This window comes from Paenibacillus sp. FSL R5-0923 (genome assembly GCF_038009145.1).
Lineage (GTDB): Bacteria > Bacillota > Bacilli > Paenibacillales > Paenibacillaceae > Paenibacillus_AQ.
The window spans coordinates 2,668,089-2,688,744 of sequence record NZ_JBBPAT010000001.1 but is presented as its reverse complement, the minus strand read 5'-3'; the positions used below and the strand labels follow the sequence as shown (position 1 = coordinate 2,688,744).

At 44.6% G+C, this 20,656-nt stretch carries 21 protein-coding genes; 5 read left to right on the top strand and 16 right to left on the bottom strand.

Translation table 11 applies throughout. The features are described 5' to 3' along the window. Nucleotides 1-90 precede the first annotated feature (90 nt). From spoIIIAE to MKX35_RS11840, 6 genes are all read right to left on the bottom strand, one after another. Nucleotides 91-1,332, bottom strand: a complete 1,242-nt coding sequence (gene spoIIIAE / locus MKX35_RS11865) for a stage III sporulation protein AE (RefSeq protein WP_076299515.1) — start codon at nucleotides 1,330-1,332, stop codon at nucleotides 91-93. Between the two features lie 42 nt (nucleotides 1,333-1,374). Next, nucleotides 1,375-1,764 (bottom strand): stage III sporulation protein AD, encoded by a 390-nt coding sequence (spoIIIAD, locus tag MKX35_RS11860; RefSeq protein WP_042129828.1) that lies wholly within the window; start codon nucleotides 1,762-1,764, stop codon nucleotides 1,375-1,377. A 7-nt stretch (nucleotides 1,765-1,771) separates the two neighbouring features. Further along, nucleotides 1,772-1,975: a stage III sporulation protein AC gene (gene spoIIIAC / locus MKX35_RS11855; RefSeq protein WP_036682849.1), complete on the bottom strand. Its 204-nt coding sequence runs from the start codon at nucleotides 1,973-1,975 to the stop codon at nucleotides 1,772-1,774. 13 nt (nucleotides 1,976-1,988) lie between these two features. After that, complete coding sequence (spoIIIAB, locus tag MKX35_RS11850) at nucleotides 1,989-2,507, bottom strand: stage III sporulation protein SpoIIIAB (protein ID WP_042190466.1); 519 nt, start codon at nucleotides 2,505-2,507, stop codon at nucleotides 1,989-1,991. Beyond that, the gene (gene spoIIIAA / locus MKX35_RS11845; RefSeq protein ID WP_076284476.1) at nucleotides 2,500-3,501 is read right to left on the bottom strand and encodes a stage III sporulation protein AA; all 1,002 of its coding nucleotides are present in this window, start codon (nucleotides 3,499-3,501) and stop codon (nucleotides 2,500-2,502) included. The genes spoIIIAB and spoIIIAA overlap by 8 nt, the downstream gene beginning before the upstream one ends. 82 nt (nucleotides 3,502-3,583) lie before the next feature. Further along, the gene (locus MKX35_RS11840; RefSeq protein ID WP_371915730.1) at nucleotides 3,584-3,847 is read right to left on the bottom strand and encodes a YqhV family protein; all 264 of its coding nucleotides are present in this window, start codon (nucleotides 3,845-3,847) and stop codon (nucleotides 3,584-3,586) included. A 302-nt stretch (nucleotides 3,848-4,149) separates the two neighbouring features. Between MKX35_RS11840 and MKX35_RS11835 the strand changes: the two genes are divergently transcribed. Next, complete coding sequence (locus MKX35_RS11835; protein ID WP_081382878.1) at nucleotides 4,150-5,016, top strand: YitT family protein; 867 nt, start codon at nucleotides 4,150-4,152, stop codon at nucleotides 5,014-5,016. Between the two features lie 97 nt (nucleotides 5,017-5,113). Here the strand turns inward: MKX35_RS11835 and MKX35_RS11830 are convergent, their stop codons facing one another. Beyond that, a complete protein-coding gene (locus tag MKX35_RS11830; RefSeq protein ID WP_341044195.1) occupies nucleotides 5,114-6,586 on the bottom strand; it encodes an extracellular solute-binding protein in 1,473 nt (490 codons plus the stop codon). A gap of 86 nt (nucleotides 6,587-6,672) precedes the next feature. Between MKX35_RS11830 and MKX35_RS11825 the strand changes: the two genes are divergently transcribed. After that, on the top strand, nucleotides 6,673-8,085 hold the full coding sequence (locus tag MKX35_RS11825) for a response regulator transcription factor (protein ID WP_143759443.1): 1,413 nt from the start codon (nucleotides 6,673-6,675) through the stop codon (nucleotides 8,083-8,085). An 824-nt stretch (nucleotides 8,086-8,909) separates the two neighbouring features. On the opposite strand, the gene MKX35_RS11820 is transcribed toward MKX35_RS11825, so the two are convergent. The 4 genes from MKX35_RS11820 to MKX35_RS11805 form a co-directional block, all read right to left on the bottom strand. Continuing rightward, nucleotides 8,910-10,163 carry an aspartate kinase gene (locus MKX35_RS11820; RefSeq protein ID WP_076300856.1) on the bottom strand — a complete coding sequence of 418 codons (1,254 nt, stop codon included), beginning with the start codon at nucleotides 10,161-10,163 and terminating at the stop codon, nucleotides 8,910-8,912. Between the two features lie 301 nt (nucleotides 10,164-10,464). After that, nucleotides 10,465-11,022, bottom strand: a complete 558-nt coding sequence (gene efp, locus MKX35_RS11815; RefSeq protein WP_042190473.1) for an elongation factor P — start codon at nucleotides 11,020-11,022, stop codon at nucleotides 10,465-10,467. Between the two features lie 47 nt (nucleotides 11,023-11,069). Then, nucleotides 11,070-12,140, bottom strand: coding sequence for a M24 family metallopeptidase (locus tag MKX35_RS11810; RefSeq protein WP_076300855.1), 1,071 nt, complete (start codon nucleotides 12,138-12,140; stop codon nucleotides 11,070-11,072). A 74-nt stretch (nucleotides 12,141-12,214) separates the two neighbouring features. Beyond that, on the bottom strand, nucleotides 12,215-12,706 hold the full coding sequence (locus MKX35_RS11805; protein ID WP_076284474.1) for a YqhR family membrane protein: 492 nt from the start codon (nucleotides 12,704-12,706) through the stop codon (nucleotides 12,215-12,217). Between the two features lie 207 nt (nucleotides 12,707-12,913). Between MKX35_RS11805 and MKX35_RS11800 the strand changes: the two genes are divergently transcribed. After that, a complete protein-coding gene (locus MKX35_RS11800) occupies nucleotides 12,914-13,861 on the top strand; it encodes a DUF1385 domain-containing protein (protein WP_371916578.1) in 948 nt (315 codons plus the stop codon). A 7-nt stretch (nucleotides 13,862-13,868) separates the two neighbouring features. Beyond that, nucleotides 13,869-14,210 carry a hypothetical protein gene (locus MKX35_RS11795; RefSeq protein ID WP_042190481.1) on the top strand — a complete coding sequence of 114 codons (342 nt, stop codon included), beginning with the start codon at nucleotides 13,869-13,871 and terminating at the stop codon, nucleotides 14,208-14,210. Between the two features lie 80 nt (nucleotides 14,211-14,290). Here the strand turns inward: MKX35_RS11795 and MKX35_RS11790 are convergent, their stop codons facing one another. The 3 genes from MKX35_RS11790 to mntR all read right to left on the bottom strand — a co-directional run bounded on the left by MKX35_RS11790 (nucleotide 14,291) and on the right by mntR (nucleotide 17,672). Next, nucleotides 14,291-15,220, bottom strand: coding sequence for a patatin-like phospholipase family protein (locus MKX35_RS11790; RefSeq protein ID WP_076300853.1), 930 nt, complete (start codon nucleotides 15,218-15,220; stop codon nucleotides 14,291-14,293). 91 nt (nucleotides 15,221-15,311) lie between these two features. Further along, entirely contained in the window at nucleotides 15,312-16,943 is a 1,632-nt protein-coding gene (locus MKX35_RS11785; RefSeq protein ID WP_076300852.1) for a family 10 glycosylhydrolase, read from the bottom strand. 303 nt (nucleotides 16,944-17,246) lie between these two features. Continuing rightward, on the bottom strand, nucleotides 17,247-17,672 hold the full coding sequence (gene mntR / locus MKX35_RS11780) for a transcriptional regulator MntR (protein WP_042190488.1): 426 nt from the start codon (nucleotides 17,670-17,672) through the stop codon (nucleotides 17,247-17,249). A gap of 193 nt (nucleotides 17,673-17,865) precedes the next feature. Here mntR and splB point away from each other — a divergent pair, with 193 nt between their 5' ends. Continuing rightward, nucleotides 17,866-18,942, top strand: coding sequence for a spore photoproduct lyase (gene splB / locus MKX35_RS11775; RefSeq protein ID WP_076284470.1), 1,077 nt, complete (start codon nucleotides 17,866-17,868; stop codon nucleotides 18,940-18,942). Here the strand turns inward: splB and MKX35_RS11770 are convergent. Beyond that, complete coding sequence (locus MKX35_RS11770) at nucleotides 18,939-19,652, bottom strand: cytochrome c biogenesis CcdA family protein (protein WP_042129852.1); 714 nt, start codon at nucleotides 19,650-19,652, stop codon at nucleotides 18,939-18,941. The genes splB and MKX35_RS11770 overlap by 4 nt on opposite strands. Before the next feature lie 63 nt (nucleotides 19,653-19,715). Continuing rightward, nucleotides 19,716-20,519, bottom strand: coding sequence for a metal ABC transporter permease (locus tag MKX35_RS11765; protein WP_042194307.1), 804 nt, complete (start codon nucleotides 20,517-20,519; stop codon nucleotides 19,716-19,718). Nucleotides 20,520-20,656: the final 137 nt, after the last annotated feature.

Below are 20,656 nucleotides of genomic sequence, written 5' to 3'. Positions count from 1 at the left end.
AAGTTTTGTTAGCATAGCCTTCAGAGAATTTCTACGTACAAAACTAGCTTCGTAAGCACCCGCTAAGTTTTGTTAGCATAGCCTTCAAGCTCACCTCATCATGACGGTTAAATTGCCAGCGGTTAGCATGATCGTGACGGCCATAAAAAACATTAACGATACAGCTGCCAAAGCAGCGAATACGTACACCATGCTTTTTCCGATGGTCTGGAGGCAGACCACAATCGGCGTCTCTCCTAATGGCTGCATTACAGCAGCAGCTACATTGTAGATCAGAGCAAGCACCAGAATTTTGATCGCCGGAAAAGCGCAAAGGAACAAAATGATGATCACTCCGGATAGCCCAATAGCGTTCTTCACCAGGAGTGAAGCTGAGATCACTGTGTCTGTTGCATCTGCGAACATTTTTCCGATGACCGGAACAAAGTTGCCTGTAATATATTTAGCGGCCCGGATCGTAACACCATCTGTCACTGAACTCGTAATTCCCCTGACTGAAATCACACCGAGGAACACAGTGAGCAGTACTCCTAGTAATCCAGCTCCGATATTTCTTAGCAGATTCGCCAACTGGGTCAGCTTGTATTTCTCCGACAATGCACTTACGAGATGCAGCACCGCCGAGAAGAATAATAGTGGAAAGACAACGGTGTGGATCAGTGTGCCAACGGTATGAATCATAAAAACAATTAGTGGATGTGTGACCGAGACGGTAACAATGTTCCCCATGGAAGCTAGTAACGCGAACAGTAGCGGAATCATGGCCATCATAAAATCAATCATCCGGTCGATAGCATCCTTCGCATAACCTATAGCGATATTGAAGCTGTTCACGGCAATAACGAGCACTACCATATAACAGAGCGTATAAGCCACCTTGCTGACCGTTTTTCGCTCAAAAGCGGTTTGTAGCGTCTCCAGTATCATGCTGAGCACACTGACCATGACAATCGTGACCAGCAGCCTTCCGTTGTACAGCACCTCATGCCACATAAATCCAAGAAGCCCGGATAATACACCTTGTAAGCTGAGTCCCTTATCCCCTGGAAGCAGCATGTCCATAAGTGATGGTGTTGCCCCGTCTGGAAAAAAACCTCCGTAATCCTTCATCAGTTGATCCCAGTACGACTCCACCTTATCTGTTGGCAGATTGTTCACCTGACCCTTGACCCACTGGTCTACTGGGGAGGAGTTCCCCGATCCAGGTGCTGGAGTTGCTGGAGAAGCTATGGCCACCTGAGCTGTACCTGCAAACCATAGAATGAAGAAGCATGGAAGCAGCAACAGTATTATTTTTAATTTTGGAGGACGAAAAACACTGCACTTTTGCATAACTTCTCCTCCCTAATCGTTGCTTAGCTTCCTTCAATTGCTTTAAGCAGGTAGCAGCTTCATGACCGTTTCAATAATGATGCTGATAATGGGTACAGCTAGTACCATAATGAGGACTTTTCCGGCGAGCTCTATTTTGGAAGCAATCGATTCCTGCCCTGCATCACGCACAATCTGTGCTCCAAATTCAGCGATATATGAAATTCCGATGATTTTGAACACGGTCTTCAAATAGATCATTTCCATCCCCGATGACTCTGCCACCCGCTCCAGTGTGGAAAGTATCATTCCAATCTTGCCGATTAGAAACAGGAAGATCAGAATCCCTGTGGCAGTAGCGAGGAGAAAGGCAAACATCGGTTTTTGTTCCTTCAGCACGAGAATCAATATGGTCGATATCAGCCCTATTCCAACAACTTGAATGATCTCCATAGCACGCCTATTGAAAAAGAAAGATCGTTTTTATTTCCTGCAACAGTCCGTCCAGCATTCGAATAACCATAAATAGCACAACGACGAACCCGATTACGGTAACCCAATGTGCGAAATCTTCTTTTCCCATCTGTTTAAGCACCGTGTGTATCATGGCGATAATTATGCCAATGCCGGCAATTTGAAAAATCGCATTGACTTCAATATTCATTCCTGGCACCTCGCTAAAAGATCAAAATGACGATCAATGCTCCAAGCAGCAGACCCAGGCTTTTACTCAATTTTTCATATTTGCCTTGATCCTCTCTGGCCACCGACTCCTCCTGCTTCAATTGCTGCAATGCTAACGCGATATGAGTGCTCTGATTGGACCTATCGCTTGTACCGAGAGTACAACTGAGCTGGCGGAGAATCTCTTTTTCTGTCCCCTTCAATGCGGTAGACTTCCAATGCGAGTCCATAGCCCTCTGAATGGCATCCTGGGCACTTCGATCATGGGGCGGGCTCATCTCCTCAGCTGTTTTAATAAACAATGTTTTGAGCGGTTCCTTAGACTGAATCCCAATACGCCTCATAGCTTCAGGCAATGGGGTAAAGCCGTACATAATTTCTGTTTCCAGCCGCTGTAGCGCTGCTATCAAGCCTCTGATATGTCTTGGCCTGTCTGCATATTGTTTTGCAAATTGGAGCCCTGCTAGCGTACCAGCCAGCACAATCAGAACGGCACCGAATAGCTTAAGCATGTAAATCACCACCTAATCGATCCCCGGGTGAGATAAGAAGTAATCCGCGTTTCTGTCCATCCAGAACACGAAAGGAGAGCCCTGCTTCTGAGCGATGCAGAATGACGTATCTTTCGAACATCTTTTGTTCCAATAGCCCGCCAAGCCCGGGCCTACGAGCCAGTTCTATTACTTCTTTACCGTGAGCCGAAGCAACGACTGATATTCCAGCATGCAGCGCTTCAGTGACTGCTTCAGCGTCTTCAGGACGACCAATCTCATCAGCGATCAATACATCCGGTGACAAGGAACGAATCATCATCATCATGCCTTCAGCTTTGGGACAGCCGTCGAGAATATCTGTGCGCGGACCAACATCAAAGGCGGGAATCCCGCGTCTGCTTCCTGCAATCTCAGAACGTTCATCGACAATCCCCACCTTCAAACCGGGTCTTCCGCCTTCACGCTTCCCCAAATCTCCTAATGAGATTTGTCTCGCGATATCGCGAAGAAGTGTTGTCTTCCCGTGCTGTGGAGGCGAGAGGATCAAGGTGTGCATCATTCGCTGCCTCCCCTTGTCCAGCAGATAGGGTAGCACTTTATCCGCGACTCCAGGAACCTCACGGGCTATGCGGACATTGAAGCTTGTAATGTCGCGTAGATGCTCCACACCACCACCACTCAGCACCGTCCGACCAGCAAGTCCTATTCGATGGCCGCCAGGAATCGTAATAAATCCCTTTCTCAGCTCTTCTTCCATCGTATATAGTGAATGGTTGCTGATCAGATCTAGCAGTCTATGAGTGTCCTCCCGATCCGGCCTATAGGCTTCTTCCGGCCTTTGCGTTACGCTGCCATTTGCTCTAAGAAAGTGATATTTACCTGAATAGTTAATCTCCAGCGGACGACCTTCACGGACCCGAATCTCTTCCACCATTCCAAGTAGCGGAAGGGGAAGGCACTTTAATAGTGCTCTTACTTTTTCAGGAAACAATTGCAACCAATCATCTGCCATACAAAGTACCCCCAAGTTGTCCTCTATCTAATTGCTTTATTCCATATTTATGCTTGTACGCGCTCAATATGCCTATCATCTATCATTTTTTTAGAATCCCGATTAAGAGAAAGGCTACACCGCAACCGACCCAGCCCAGTTTGCTCCAGGACAACTGCTGAGCCATCCCTGTAAGTCCGATCGCTGTCGTCAATATCAAGATCGTCGGGCCTACCAAAGCTAGTCCAGAATTGACTGCAAGCGCCTTGTCTACCTGATTCAACCGCAGCATAATCAGTGCAGCTATAATCTCCGCACTACCCGAGAACAGCCGAAGAGTCGCCATCCAGCTTACATACTTGTCCAATCCACTCCACTCCTAACTTTTACTATTTCACACAGAATGATATTCAGGGCTGGTTTGTCCTTCTCTTATCCATGGATATGCGATAATTACTCACTTTAGACAAGGAGAAATGACAGAATTGCAAGTCCAACTGTGAAAGAGTTCATAGTACACACCTATATAAATAAATATAATCAGTACGATAAAATTATTTTTTACGAACACTTCCATCTGTGGTATCCTTGTTAATTGGAAATATAGTGGGTTTATATTTTCAAAAAGAGCAGACTATAAAGACATAAGAAAAAGAGGGGATTTGTGTCATGCAAGTTCGAAGTTACGGGTTACCGCAAAACATGCGGACCGTAGTCAGACCACTCAAGGAAGTAGCTATCATTATTTTTTCAGCCTTTTTAATTGCAAGCGGGATGCGATTGTTTCTAATTCCTCATCAGCTTCTGAGCGGTGGGGTAGCAGGGGTGGCTTCGGTCGTCGGTTATTTAACGGATCCGAAGTACATTTCTAAACTTTATTTTGTAATAAACCTTCCTTTAATTGTCTGGGGATTTATTGCAGTGGGGAAAAAGTACATCTTACTAAGCTTGCTTTCCGTCGTGGCCACCACCTGGTTCATTACCATTATTCCTGAGGTGCAAATGACCAAGGACCCCATTCTTGCAAGTATTTTCGGCGGAGTAATTATTGCTGGGGGCGTTGGTTTTTCTCTCCGTACTGGGGGCTCTTCTGGGGGATTTGATATATTAGGCTCGATTATTTCACGTAAACGGGATATTCCCATGGGGAATATCATGTTCCTAATGGATGGATTAGTTATTCTGAGTTTAGGCTTCTTTAAAAGCTGGGATTCCGCCTTATACGCTATGCTCTGTATTTTTGTAAAGAGTAGAGTAGTCGATATGATCCATATTCGCCATGTGAAGCTGACCTGCTTTATCGTTACCAAAGAACGGGAGATGATGTTAACCCGTCTCAGAGAGTTACCTCATGGCATCACTGTCGTCAATGCAGAGGGTGGATACAGTCATGAGGGAAATACCATGCTAATGACTGTAACGACTCGGTATGAACTTGCAAATCTGCGGAGAACTATTCTTGAGGCAGACCCAAGCTCCTTCGTCAATGTTGTGGAGACTGTAGAGATTCAGGGCCGGTTCAAACGATTAGGATAAATTCAGGGACCTACCTCCCTTGCTGTTATATAAATGAAAAGGAACGCTGCATTCAAATCTGCAGCGTTCCTTTTCATTTATTAGTGATGCTATTTGCTTATTTTTTACTAGCGGAAATATACCAGTCATTCACTTCCTTAGTAATTTCATCACCGCCAGATTTCTTCCAGTTGGCCACCATCGTATCGAACTCTTCGATAGGGGATTGACCGTAAATGATCTTGGAGTACGTTTGAAGTACCAATTTCTTTAATAGCTCATTTTTGGATTTCATGGTTTCAGTCAGAGGTCCTTGGAAGTAATTCTTCATACGAATATCCTTTTGCTCCAAGACGATCTTCATGGCTTCAATATTCTCCGGTTTACGAACCGCAGCTGTAGCGATCTCGTACGGTGTTTCAGGCGTACCACCGTTTGCCAGTTTGTTCATCGTCTCTGCGTACAATCCCGGCTCACGGGCACCGTCAAAGGTAAGAGAGTAGTAGATCGGTTCAACTAAATGTGTCCGGTCGCCATAGCCAGGGAATAGATCCGGATATTTCGCCGGGTCTTTAACTACAGTACCATCTGCTTGCTTGGCATAGTCATAACCTTCAGCAAAGCCATTTTCGAAAATGCCACCTTTTTGTGGATTCGCCCAGTTATCGAATAAGAAGTTATAATAACGCAGCAGTGCTTCTTGATGCTTCGAATCTTTATTGATCAGCATCCATCCGTTAACAGACGGGTTACCACTTTGTGTACCAATTTTGCCATCAGGGCCGGCAGGAATTGCATAAGCTTTGTATTTTGCACCAGGTACGTTGTTCAGCAGATCACCAAACGGCCAGTCTGGAAGCCAGTTGCGACCTACAATTGCACCCGCTTGACCTTTAGTGAATTGTTCGTAACCACCATTTTCATCGACAAGACCTGCATCTTTAGTGATATAGCCTTTTTCCATCCATGTCTTCAGTGTAGACAGTGCTTGCTTCGCACCTGGATCGATCGAGCCATAGCTCAGCGTACCATCTGCACCTTTGTTCCATTGTTCTGGCATGGTGCCGAAATCACCGAACAACCAGCTGATATCAGCGATCCAGTTCAAGTAAGTATTTTTAAAACCGGTTGCGAGACCAAGAGTGTCTTTCTTACCGTTGCCATCAGGATCTTTGTTTACAAAAGCGTCCATGATGTTCTCGAAATCAGCAAGTGTCTTAGGAGCCTGCAGACCCAGCTTATCCATCCAATCTTGACGCAGCCAGAGAACCATGTCGTCATTATAAGCGTAATCCAGAACCGGAAGCGCCATAACTTTGCCATCGCGTGTTACTGGTAACAATGTATCCGGATTCAGCTCCATACCCTTCTTGTATACATCGCCAGCATACTTGTCGATCAAGCCACCAACATCTGTGAACTGTCCGGAGTCAATCAGCATATTGACCGTTTCCATATCGCCGCGGTAAGTGATCACGTCCGGCATTTTATCACCTGAAGACAACATAAGTCTAATCTTCGTCTGATAGGCTTGGTTGGTGTCGGTGACAACCCAATCATATTTCACATCAATGCCCAGATTATCTTTCATATAAGTGTTAAGAACGTTGTTCTCCATACTCTCGCCGGTTTTATAGTAATAGTTATTACCGATGGCCTTAACCGTCGTAAGTGTGATTGGCTCAACATATTTGCTGCTATTCCAATCGGTTTCGTCAACAGGCGCTGAAGCTGAGATCCAGCGATTATCTCCTTAAACCAGTTGAAGACGAAGAATTAATGAGCGCCGTTCGCAAAGCACTAGACGAGCTTGAACAAGAGTGGCAAGGAATCATTTCGATTCAAAAAATTAATTATACGCTTAGAGAACAGCTGTCTAAGCTACGGGAATATCTACTGCGGGATCTGATTACCGGCAAGCAGGACCCGGCCATAGGTCCACTTTCCAAAAAACTTCAAATGTATGAAGTTCCCATTGCCAGAGGCACTCCCTACAGCATGATGCTGCTGAGGATAGACACAACAGAAGGCGAGTACGATCAGAGTGATGAGACACTCATTGAATATGCACTGACTAACATTGCTGCTGAGCTGTTCGGCCCCCGTATGGCGTTATGGCATTGTACAGATATGCACGGATTTATCGTCTGCTTGCTGTCAGACAAGTCCCTTCCAAATACGATTGAATCAACAAAGATAAGCGAAGAAGAGGAACTCGATGTCTGGATTGAAACACAGGCCTTTCAGCTCCAACGTGCGGCTAAATCCTACTTAAAGGTAGGCGTATCCGTTCTAACGAGTAAAAGAGGCCAATTTCCGCAAGATATCCGGACCATGTATCAGTCCTCACTGGCGAGTTTCAGGCATTTCATCGGAAGGGATACCGAATTGTTCATTTCACTAGCCAAGGAACCAAACCGCGGTGAAATGCAGCAGCTAAATGAGCTCTACCTAACGCCGACTCTCGGATTGCTGCTGGAAATGGGCCAATGGGAAGCAGCCAACGATAAGCTGGCAGCAATCCTGAAAGAGCTGGAAGAAGAATGGCGAGACTCACAGGAGCATATCCTTGAAGCTTATTTCGCCATTGCCTCCTCCATTTCTTCTCTTATTCATCGCACCAAAAAATGGCTGGCTGACACGATCGGTGAAGATTTCTACACCGTTACTAGCGGGCAGCCTATGCAAACAGTCGATGAGCTACGCAACTGGAGTGAACGGGTCATCGCCAGCTACCGACGCTCGGTTAGCAGTGTGGAGAAGGATTCCCGAAACTCCATTATCCGCAAGGTACAGGATTACATCGCGCAGAACCCTGGTACAGCTTCACTACAGACTATATCTTCAAGCGTATATCTGAATCCTTCATATCTCTCGAAGATTTACAAGCTTGAAACTGGTGAAGGAATCAGTGAATATACGCTTCGTGTTCGTATGGAGAAGGCAATCCTCTTGCTAGAGCAGTCACCTGAAAAAATCTATGAAATTTCCACCTTGCTTGGCTATCAAAAACCTAGCTATTTCATTCATCTATTCAGGAAGCATTATGGCATAACACCGCAGGAATACCGCAACAAACTCGGTTTATAAGTCTAAACAAGAAAAACGCCTGAGTCGTCCTTGGAGGTAGAGTTACAAGCTGAGTACATCCGTAATTCCATACTCGTATCCATATACACCTTCGTAGTGTGGTTCCGCTTGCGGACCGAATGGCTTTATTTCGATGAAATGAGCACATATATTAGGGACGGACCGTATTGCACTTATTCCTAATAACAAGTCCCTTCCCGGTGATCTGGGGCGAATAACAGCGCTGGCTCGTTTACGTTACCGGCGGCACATTGTATTCGATTTTTCGCATACATTTGGCTCGTTTACGCTACCGGCGGCACATTGTATTCGATTTTTCGCATACATTTGGCTCGTTTACGTTACCGGCGGCACATTGTATTCGGTTTTCGCATACATTTGGCTTGTTTACGTTACCGGCGGCATATTGTATTCGATTTTTCGCATACAATTGGCACATTTACGTTACCGGCGGCATATTGTATTCGATTTTTCGCATACATTTGGCTCGTTTACGTTACCGGCGGCATATTGTATTCGATTTTTCGCATACAATTGGCACATTTACTTTACCGGCGGCACATTTGTATTCGATTATTCGCATACATTTGTCCGTAGGCTCGACTAAAACATGCATTTCGGAGGATATAAGGTCCGCTCGGTTTTTAGAATCTGACGGAGGACTCCTCGTTTATTCCATGTCTCCTGCTTCTTCACGTTCACCCCTCCTTCCTCTTTCTTCGGAGTTATCCACATTTTTTTGTATTGTATAATTTCCTAAACAATAAAAAAAGATGCTTACAGCCATTTAGCTGTAAGCATCCCTTTTTATTTCCCAACAGCTCTTATCGGCGATCTTTAGGACCTCCGACGAAAGCCTGCTCTGTTGTATCGAGATTGTAGGCGCTATGCAGCGCCTGTATGATTGATGGCAAATTGCCTGATTCAATGACGCAAGATACTTTGATCTCAGAAGTGCTGACCATCTTGATGCTTACACCCTCTTGGGAGAGTACATCAAACATTTGAGCCGCTACCCCTGGATGGCTGACCATACCAGCACCAACGATGGATACCTTCACCAGGTTATCTTCGGAGGTAACTTCACGATAAGGCAAAGTTTTATGAATTTCTTTAATTACTTCCTTCGCCCGATCCAGCTCATCAAGAGAAACTGTAAATGAGAAGTCAGCCTGCTCATTCTGTACACCACTTTGTACGATGATATCTACGTTAACGCCCTCTTCAGCAAGCTTGCCGAAGACCTGAGCGAGTACACCTGGTACATCAGGAACTCCAAGAATACTGACACGTGCTACATTCTTATCAAATGCAATACCACTAACTACGATTCCCTGCTCCATGCTTGTTTCCTCCTTCACAACAGTACCTTCATTATGATTAAAGCTCGATCTAACGACCAGCTTAACTTGATGACGCTTAGCGTACTCCACTGCACGTGGATGTAATACAGCTGCTCCCAGATTGGCAAGCTCCAGCATTTCATCGTAAGAGATTTCCTTCAGCTTACGTGCCGTCTTCACGATACGTGGGTCAGTGGAGTAAATACCATCTACATCGGTATAGATCTCGCATACATCTGCTTGAATAGCAGCAGCCAATGCTACGGCTGTAGTGTCCGAACCACCGCGGCCTAATGTGGTGATCTCACCGTCCACAGTCATTCCCTGAAAGCCTGCAACGATCACGATCTGTTCACGCTCCAAAGACGCTAATACACGACGCGGGTCAATTTCATTGATACGAGCTCTGCCGTGAGTTTCGTCTGTTCGGAATCCAGCCTGCCATCCTGTATAAGAAACTGCATTCCGCCCGATCCCATGCAGGGCAATGGACAATAGAGCGACGGAGATTTGTTCACCTGTCGTCATCAACATATCCATTTCACGTGCGGGCGGCTGCCCGTTTAGTTGCTTCGCCGTATCGATCAAATCATCTGTTGTATCCCCCATTGCAGATACAACCACAACGCAGCGATGTCCCTCATCTTGCTTGTCTGCGATGCGCTTGGCGACGCGTTTCATTCGTTCAGTGTCGCCGACGGAGCTGCCTCCGAATTTCATAACATAAAGTGACAAAGTCCCATTCACTCCCCATATCGGTCTATGTAGTTGCTTCTAATCGGTTTCCCGCTTTAAATCAGTATAATACGAAAACAGTGCCTTGCGTTAATGGTTTCATAAAAAATTTATTAAATTTCCCCGCTGTGAAAAAAAAGATAAGGTAAGCATCTGCCCTTCAGCTGTGCTTATTTTACTCAACTTCCAGTATTTTAATGTAGGTTTCCATAGCATCTTTATCCGTTACTGTTCATAAAAAAACCTCCACCGTATAAACGGGGAGGCTCTTCTGGTAATATCTAGGTTATTGTTCTTTTTCCTACGCGCGGGAGATATATTTACCTTCACGAGTATCAACCAGCAAGATGTCTTCTTCGTTGATGAACAATGGAACCTGAACACTATGTCCGGTTTCAAGCTTGGCCGATTTCGTAGCACCTTGAGCCGTGTTTCCTTTAACGCCAGGCTCAGTTTCAACAACCTTCAACTCTACGCTGGTAGGAAGGTTGATCCCAAGAATCTCACCTTTGTAACTAACGATGTTTACAGTCATGTTCTCTTTAAGGAAATTCAATTCCCATTCCAATTGCTTTTCGGACAATTCGAATTGGTCATAAGTTTCGTTATCCATGAATACGTGGTCCGATCCACTGGCATAGAGATATTGTACACCACGGTTTTCGATAATAGCACGGCCAATCGTTTCACCTGCACGGAATGTACGCTCTACTGTATTACCGTTACGCAAGTTCTTAAGCTTGGAACGAACAAATGCTGCGCCTTTACCTGGCTTAACGTGTTGGAAATCAATAACGGTAAAAATATCTCCCTCTACCTCTACGGTCAAACCTGTTTTAAAATCATTTACTGAAATCACTAAAAATCCCTCCAAAATTTATAATCAATCTAATACATCACGCTTACTTACAGTACTGTATATTCTTTAGACGAATGGGTCAGCAGTGATATTCCGCTCTCCGTGATCACAATGTCGTCTTCAATACGTACTCCGCCAATTCCCGGCAAATAAATACCAGGTTCCACAGTTACGACCATCCCCGGCTGCATAATATCGTCGCTAAGTTTGGACAAACGCGGCCACTCATGAACTTCCATTCCAAGTCCATGGCCTGTGCTGTGTCCAAATTGTTCACCATATCCGTAGCTAGCAATGATATCACGTGCCAAGGCATCACATTCCCGTCCAGTCATACCCGGCTTGATATGTGCTAAAGTATGTAGCTGAGCTTCCAGCACAATATCATAGATCTCTTTCAGCTTCGGATCCGGTGCTCCGAGTGCGATGGTTCTTGTCACATCTGAGCAATAGCCATCAAGTAATGCACCGAAATCAAGGGTAATGAATTCATTGCCTTGAATTACACGGCTGCTTGCTACGCCGTGTGGCATGGACGAGCGTTCACCTGAAGCAACAATCGTATCAAACGATGAAGAAGTTGCACCATGGGTACGCATATAAAATTCCATTTCCAAATCAACATCGCGCTCAGTCATGCCCGGCTTGATCACGTTCAGAATATGACTGAATGTAGCATCGGCCAGATCTGCTGCACGTTGCATAACGGCAAGCTCTTCCTCATCCTTGAACATACGAAGGTCTTCCACAGCTTTGGAAATTGGAACTAACACTGCCGGCTTAAGTGCTTCTGCATATGAGGTGTACGCGCTGAATGAAACATCATCCTGTTCGAAACCGATACGTACCTCTTTACCAGAAGGCAGAAGCTCGCGAACTGTATCAATGAACTTAGTTGTATGTTCTACAACTTTAACCCCCATTGCTTGGTCCGCGGCCTGTGTCATATACCTGAAGTCAGTCAGCAGATAACAATCATCACTTGTCACCAGTACATAACCGGACGATCCGGTAAATCCACTTAAATAGCGGCGGTTATAACCGCTAGTTATCAACATTGCATCCAATCCTTGATCCTGCAAAACCTTACGCAGCTTGGAGACACGCTTGTTACCCATTTTCATTCTCCTCTCGAAATAGCCACATTGTATTTTAACATAGGGATATCCCCTTGAGAAGTTTTTTCGCGCCGTTAGGCAAGCGCTGTACTTTGCTCACGCTTCCGTTCGTCCGTATACTCGATCGCTGCTGTATATCCAATGAACATTCCCCATAGCAGAAAAATGCAGAACTCACTAATGACAGTGTTCCACGGCAGCTTGAATGGGGGCTGCATAAGAAACATCTGCGAACCAGGAATAAATATAATCGCCCACCATAAAACGCCGTAGACCAGGCCTGGCCAAGGTCCCTTCAGCTTGCGGAGAAGCAGTACATACAGCATGGAGGCGATGACCGAAAATACAATAAACATCATATATCCCACGAAATGTCCAAATGCTGTTGTCAAAAACGCATGCCTGAAAAAAGGCTCTGCGATAAAGCCAGGGCTTACTTTGGTAAAACTGAACCAATAGACTAGCCAATGAAGCCCACCCCAAATTAATCCTGCAAAAAAACCTAATTCGAGTGCAAAAAGCCAAATATTTGTATGCCCCGATTGTTGTTGATGTGATTTGCTCATGAAATTGCCTCGCTTTCTTTATTTTCAATGCCAATTTATCTCTCGTTCTCTCTAGAAGATAGTATGTACAGCAAAAGGCGATCCAACTAGTAATGTCTTCAAAAATTAGTTACAATGTATTATATAAATCATATTAAATACGAGAAGGTGAATTGGTTGTCCCAGGAAACTCCCAGTTACGGCGGCCAAGCCGTCATTGAAGGCGTCATGTTCGGCGGTAAGCATATCAATGTAACAGCCGTGCGACGCAAGAATCAGGAAATCACATTTTTAGAAGTACCCAAAAGCGATAAGAGCTGGGTCACGAAACTGCGCAAGATTCCGCTGCTTCGCGGCCTTGTCAGTATAATAGATGCCAGCGCTAAAGGCTCTAAGCACTTGAACTATTCAGCCGAATCCTACGCTGAAGATGAATTGGAACCGGAAGATATCGAGAAGGAAAAAGCGAAGCCGAAGAAAAAGGATGAGGGCTGGAGCCTTGGAATGATTTTTGGGGTTGCTGTAATGGGTATTCTCTCCTTCTTGTTCGGAAAGCTCATTTTTACGCTTGTTCCGGTATTTGTAGAGGATTTTTTATTTAAAAATGTATTTGATAACTACGTACTGCACAACCTCATAGAAGGCGGCATCAAAATGATTCTCTTGCTGGTCTATTTATGGGCGATTTCTCAAACACCTGTGATCAAGCGACTGTTCCAGTATCACGGCGCCGAACATAAAGTCATCAGCGCTTTTGAAGCAGGCGAAGAACTGACTGTTCAGAACGTTCAGAAATACAGCCGTCTGCATTACCGCTGTGGAAGTAGCTTTATGATGCTGACGATTATCCTCGGTGTGATCATTTACTCCGTAGTCCCATGGGATAATCTTTGGGAACGAGTGATCCAGCGGATTATCTTGTTGCCAGTCGTAATTGGTGTATCGTTCGAAGTTCTAAAGGGAACCAATGCGGTAAGAGAAGTACCAGGCCTTAAATATCTGGGTTACCCTGGATTGTGGCTGCAACTCCTTACAACCAAAGAGCCAAAAGACGATCAGGTAGAAGTATCTATTGCCTCTTTTAACCGTATGCGTGAGCTTGATGCTGCGATTGAAGCAAGAGGATATTCGGAGGCAAGTGTGTCAGGCGGCATATTGGATCCTGCGAAAGGATGAGTGATCTATGATCAGGCATGCTTTAATTTTTTGGATTACGGTTACGCTTGCGATTTTCGGTTTTGTGATTGGAGTCTTGACCGAGCCCTTCTTTACGCTGTCGAAGCTGATTCTCCCCCTAGTACTGTTAGCAATCATTTATTATGCTTACAAAAAAATGGGACCAGGCAAATACGCTCGTAGCAGCAGTGGATCTAAGGTTAAAGTGAAGCCTTCCCAGAAGACCATGTCAAAGGTAGCAGGAATTCGCAAGACTCAAGCTGCACCAGGCAAACGCAAAAGCTATCCTTTCCAAGTGATCGAAGGAAGTAAAGGGAAAAATGATGATCAGCTTCCGAAGTATCACTAACTTCATAAGAACTCCAAAAAGCATCTCCACGTTTTAAGTAACGTGCGGGATGCTTTTTTCTCTTATGGATACCTCGCTCGTTATCTTGGTCGCCACTCCTTAAAGAAATCTTCTCCTGCTTTGAGTCCAGCAGCATACATTTCATCGCTTTGCGCTTTTGTAATTTCAAATTGAGTCGTTCCAATCCCAAGCGTAGGAATTTTTACCGTACGAACAAATTTATCCCCTTCAATAAACTTCTCATCATGAGCAGAGAGCATGGTGGTTACCAGAGCTTGGAGCATACTGAATGGCCCTCTAATTTTATGCGGCTGTGGATCGGTCTTACCTACCGATTGATAACCTACCGTAGGAATTCTGCTCCCAGGTTGTTTGCTCCCATTATTCTTGCCGTCAAATAGCCACAAAGGGAAATTACTCAAGAGCCCACCATCTACAACATACACAAACTGCTCGGCAAAGGATTTCCCTCTTGCTGCCTGCCCGTTTAGTCTTAACATCACAGGATCAAAAAAATAAGGAATGCTGCAGCTCATTCGCACTGCCTTGGCCACTTCAAAATGCTCCGCAGAAATCCCATACTGCTCCAAGCCATCTGGCAAGACCAATATCCTTCCATTTGTGATATCGGATGCGATGATAGATAATTTACCGGGAGGCAGATCACGGAAGGTGATGATCCCCTTTTTTAGTAATAATGCTCTTATCCAGGACTCCAAGGCTTCCCCAGAATATAATCCTTTCTTCAATAACACTCGCAGCGCAGGACCAACGATAGCCGTATTATAAATGGGACCTCGCTTCAAAAACGATGAAAAGGATGTCCCTTGGATTATCCGACACATTTCCTCCCCTTCATAGCCCGCTGCTAGTAAAGTGGCTACAATCGAACCTGAGGAGGTTCCTGCTACCCTTTTAAAAGTCCAGCCTGCCCTTTCTGTAGCTTCAACTGCTCCCGCAAGAGAAATCCCCTTTACGCCTCCTCCTTCAAATACTGCGTTAATCTCCATACACAAAAATCCCCCGTTTCCCATAGATTCTATTGCTTATCTATGAGCACGGGGGAACATTCATGACTCCTTATGAATAACAACTAAGCTATTAGGATTTAAAATAAAAGGTCAGTAAGCTCGACAATCCGAACGGATTGCGGACTACGACGTCATTCGCTCTAAACATAATACTACCTGCAACCTCTTCGTACTTCTCATTATATTTGAGCTGATTAATAATTTGATCTCCACTTTGCCATTCAGCCTTTTGATCACTGGCTCCGACCTTATAACCAGCTAACCCGATGTAGAGTTTAACATTCGTATTCTCGACTTCTTTTACCCACCAATCAACTAACTTATCATAACGAGCTGTGCTAAAGGACAAACTCCAATAAATTTGCGGAGCGACATAATCAATCCAGCCCTGCTTAATCCATGTCCGAACATCCGCATACATGCTGTCATAAGCAGATACCCCTGCAGTCGTGTCCGAACCTGTACTATCATTTTTAATATTTCGCCATACTCCAAAAGGACTGATCCCATAAGAAGCCTTTGGCTTCACCTTATGAATCTGTTCTCCCAACTGACGGACAAATTCATTAATATTATCTCGGCGCCAATCAGCTTTAGAAAGCTTTTTCGTATTATAGGTAGAATAAGCAGCATCATCGGCAAAAGTAACATTTGAAGGATAAAAGTAATCATCCAAATGGACACCATCGATATCGTAACCTTTAACCACTTCCATCACCGTGTCGATGATATGTTGGCGAGCCTCCGGAATACCTGGATTAATGTATTTCTTACCATCGGCATTCACAATCCATTCTGGATGTGCTTTTGCCACATGGTTACTTGCTAACGCTGAGGTGGAAGCATCCGTCGTTGCACGGAATGGGTTGAACCAAGCATGAAACTGCATGCCGCGGGAATGCGCAGCACTGACCATATAGCTTAGAGGATCATATCCCGGATTCTTCCCTTGTGTACCCGTCAATACCTTAGACCAAGGAACTAAAGTCGATGGATACAGACTATCTGCTGAAGGTCTAACCTGAACAAATACAGCATTAAAGCCAACAGCCTTTAGCTTGTCTAACAAATTATCAAACTCCTGTTTTTGTTTCGCTTCATTTCCTGCCGAAGACGTTGAAGGCCAGTCCAGGTTGAATACGGTAGAGATCCAAGCCCCCTTCATCTCCTTACTAGTCGATCCACCAGGGATAGTCGGTATCGTCGGCACTGTTGGTGTCGTTGGTGTCGTTGGTGTTTCTGGATCGACAGATTGTGGTGGTTCAGTGTTGGAGATCAAGGAAATATGCTTATTAACCTGATCCCATAACACCTGCAGTCCCAATTGTTCACTTACAAAACGAATGGGTACCATTACCCGCCCCTGCTTAATCTGCACGGATGTATCCAGCGCTACCGAAGTATCGTTTACCCATGCGTTTTTCAGGCCACTGGTCAGCTTGAGAACCGTATCTCCTTGAGTGATCGTTACAGTCTTACTATTTTGATTCCATACTACGCCGGCATTTAATCCTTTACTGATCACACTTATTGGCACCATCGTTACATTGGAAGTTGTGATATACGGAGGCACATCACTAATCAGCGCCTCTCCATCCAGTTCAATCGTAATTTGCACCGCTGCCGCGCGTGCACCAGGAGACCATAAAGGCAGAAACAACATAAGTACTAACAAGCTCAACATCCATTTACGATAATTCATAATTCCTCCCCAAATCTAAAAAATATGTATCCAAAAATAAGAAAAAACGGATAAATCCTTCAAGCAGATGAGAGAATGCCTCCTTCTAAAAAGGGGGTATCTGTCTCTGCAAAAAATATAAGAAGTACCGAATAAAACTCATACTCTCTTATATTTTTAAAAGGACTGTATCCGTTTTGACGCTAAAAACTGGGAAAGGTTGCACTAAACAAAATAGAAACGGCTATACTATCCACTGATTATGCTCACGAAAGCCTTGCTGCGCATAACTTTTAGGACAGTATCCGTTTCGGGAAAAACATTTCAAGAATCGCTTGTCAGTTCGTTGTGAATCGCATATAAAGTCTGTACACGTTCTTCGTCGCGGCGGAAATATTCTACCAATGTTTCAATACGCGTAATCGAATCCCAACTTAAGTGATGCTCGATTCCTTCAACATCATTATAAATGTATTCCTGCTGTACTCCGATCAACCCGAGGAATTCCTCCAATAGTTGATGGCGATCAACCAGACGTTTTCCTACTTTTTTCCCTTTGTTGGTTAGGACAAGCCCACGATATTTCTCATAGATGAGATATTCGTCCTTATCCAGTTTTTGGATCATCTTGGTCACAGAGGAGGGGTGTACTTCCAGTCCCTCGGCAATATCCGAGACCCGCGCATAACCTTTCTCATCTATGAGCTTGTATATGCGCTCCAAATAATCCTCCATGCTGGGTGTTGGCATTAAACTTTACCTCTTTTCTATAATGAGCATGGCGCCGGGCCAAACCTTGCTCTAACAATGATACATGTTTCTAACGCACCTTGGCAAGTCCTTCAAAGGAACTTACAGTTGAGTTGCACATGTTTGCCATGCTTCTATTGGGGCTGAGTTAGACATAATAAACATACTCGTCATTCAAAAGGAGCGTGAATTTATGACTATAGTGACGCCAGAGCCCTCTACTGTAAAAAGACCCAGAAAACCTACTGCACTTTTTCTTCCAGAGCTTGTTTTCTTCGAACCGAATGCTTTAAATTACCCTAAAGGTGAAAAAATAATGGAATGGGTAAAGGCTAACAATATCCCATATCGTATGACCACATCACATAATCGTATTATGAATTTCCCTGGTGAAACTGAGGTCGAGCAATATAAAATTGCCAAAAGAACGCTTGTTGTCGGCCTACGCAAAACTTTGAAATTTGACCAATCCAAGCCATCGGCTGATTATGCTATTCCCATTGCCACCGGCTGTATGGGGCACTGCCATTATTGCTATTTGCAGACTACCTTAGGAGCAAAGCCCTACATTCGCGTATATGTAAACACAGATGACATTATAGATGCTGCCAAAAAATATATTGAGGAGCGCAATCCAGAAATCACCACTTTTGAAGCTGCCTGCACATCAGATCCTTTAGGACTTGAGCATATTACCGGCTCTCTAGCAGAACTAATTACATTTATGGCAAAAGAACCCCTTGGCCGTCTGCGCTTTGTGACCAAATACCAACATGTTGAACCACTGCTTGCTTTGGAGCATAACGGACATACCCGAGTTCGCTTCAGCGTCAACGCAGATTATGTAATCAAAAATTTCGAGCCTGCCACCTCCCGCTTTGAGGAGCGTATTGAAGCCGCTGGAAAGGTAGCACGGGCGGGTTATCCTCTTGGCTTTATCATTGCTCCAATTATTTGGTATGACGGCTGGCAAGAAGGTTATGCTGAGCTACTGGCCAAATTAGCCCAGACCCTTCCCCCTGAAATCGGAAAAGGACTAACCTTCGAAATGATTCAGCATCGATTCACTAAAACCGCTAAGACGGTTATAGAGAAGCGCTACCCCAAATCCAAGCTAGAAATGGACATGGAGAAGCGTAAGAAGAAATGGGGACGCTGGGGACAAAATAAATATGTCTATCCAGATGAACAGCAAACCGCCCTGCGAGAGTTTATCACAGAGCGGATATTCGAACATTTTCCAGAAGCAGGAATTGATTATTTCACTTAAAAAATGAGCCAATCTGGTGTGATTCCCTGTAGCCAAACTGTGATCCGAAACATTTGATCTGTAAAGAGCAGAACGCCCATAAATACCATGAGAACGCCACCAATCTTCATCAGCACATTTGAATATTTAAGGATGCGTCTGGCTCCTCCAAGAAAGAAGGCTAAGACAAAGAATGGCAATGCGAACCCTATGCTATAAGCCGTAATTAACGTAAACCACGTGCCAGGCTCACTTGCAGAAAGTGCGATAATCGCAGTCAGAATCGGTCCAATACATGGAGACCAGCCCGCTGAAAAACCGATCCCAAAAATAAAGGATCCCACATAACCCGCCGGCTTCCATTTTAAATCAAGCTTACGTTCGCGAAGTAGAAATTGCGGCTGAAAGATCCCAAGCAAAAATAATCCCATCACAATAATCAAAATCGCCGATAATTGCCGGATCAGATCACGCTGTCCATTAAAAAATTGTCCAAATAGTCCTGCACCAAATCCCAAGGTGTAAAAAACCGCTGAAAAACCTAAAATAAATGCCAATGTATGGGTTATTGTGCGTATACGGACCTCTTTGGTATTGCTGCCTGACTTCAATTGCTGAACGGATAATCCGGTAATATACGATAAATAAGAGGGATAAAGCGGTAAGCAGCAGGGTGATATAAATGATGCTACCCCTGCTGCTAAGGCTATTCCTGCATTGATATTAGACAAGGTAGCGGCTCTCCTTCCAGCATTCGAGTCACTTCAGGGCATACCCTATATTTTATTCGCTGTTTATGCTGGCAAACCCTTTTTACCAATCAAAGTCAACACTAATAGTGATATGAGTAAAAGCACAATGGTTGCACCAGGCGCCAGATTCCAAACTCCTGCAACCACTAGTCCGCCTACAACAGCAATTTCCGAAATGATGACGGATAGAATGACTGAGGATTTAAAGCTTCGAGATAACAATAAGCTGATGGCCACAGGAATGGTCAGTAGAGCTGATACCAGCAAAGATCCAACAATTTTAATCGCAGTACTGATTACAAGCGCCGTCAGAATGGTAATCAACATGTTAAGCAGCTTCACTGGGAGTCCGCTGACACTCGCAGCATCCTCTTCAAAGCTAAGTAAGAAGAACTCCTTAAAGAACAGAGATACTACTACTACAACTGCTATCGTTACGATCCCTACTACGATTAAATCGGTATTGTCTAGCGTATAAATGCTACCGAACAAGTAACTCATAACATCTGCATTATAACCTTTTCCTAAAGTGAAAAAGAGTGAGGCTAAAGCCACTCCGCCCGACATAATTATGGCTATCGAGAGCTCTGCATAACTCTTATAAGCCTTGCGCAGCTTCTCTATCGCGAAGGAAGCCACCACTGCAAAAATAAGACCTGCTCCCAGCGGGTAAAATCCTGTCAAAAAACCAAGTGCCACACCGGCTATCGTAACATGAGCCAGCGTATCCCCAATCATAGATAAACGTCTGAGCACAAGAAAAACGCCTATAAGCGGCGCTGTAATGCCAATCAGAAGACCGCCCGCAAGCGCTCGCTGAAAAAAATCGCTAAATAGAATTTCCAACTTTAACTCTCCTCCGTAGAACAATTGAAACATTTTTAAAATCTTTTATTAAAATCTTTTTTCGATCCCTCCCAAACCCTCCCTTCCAAGGGAGGGCCCCAAGGGCTCTGCCCTCTGGACACCCGTCAAGTGCAACT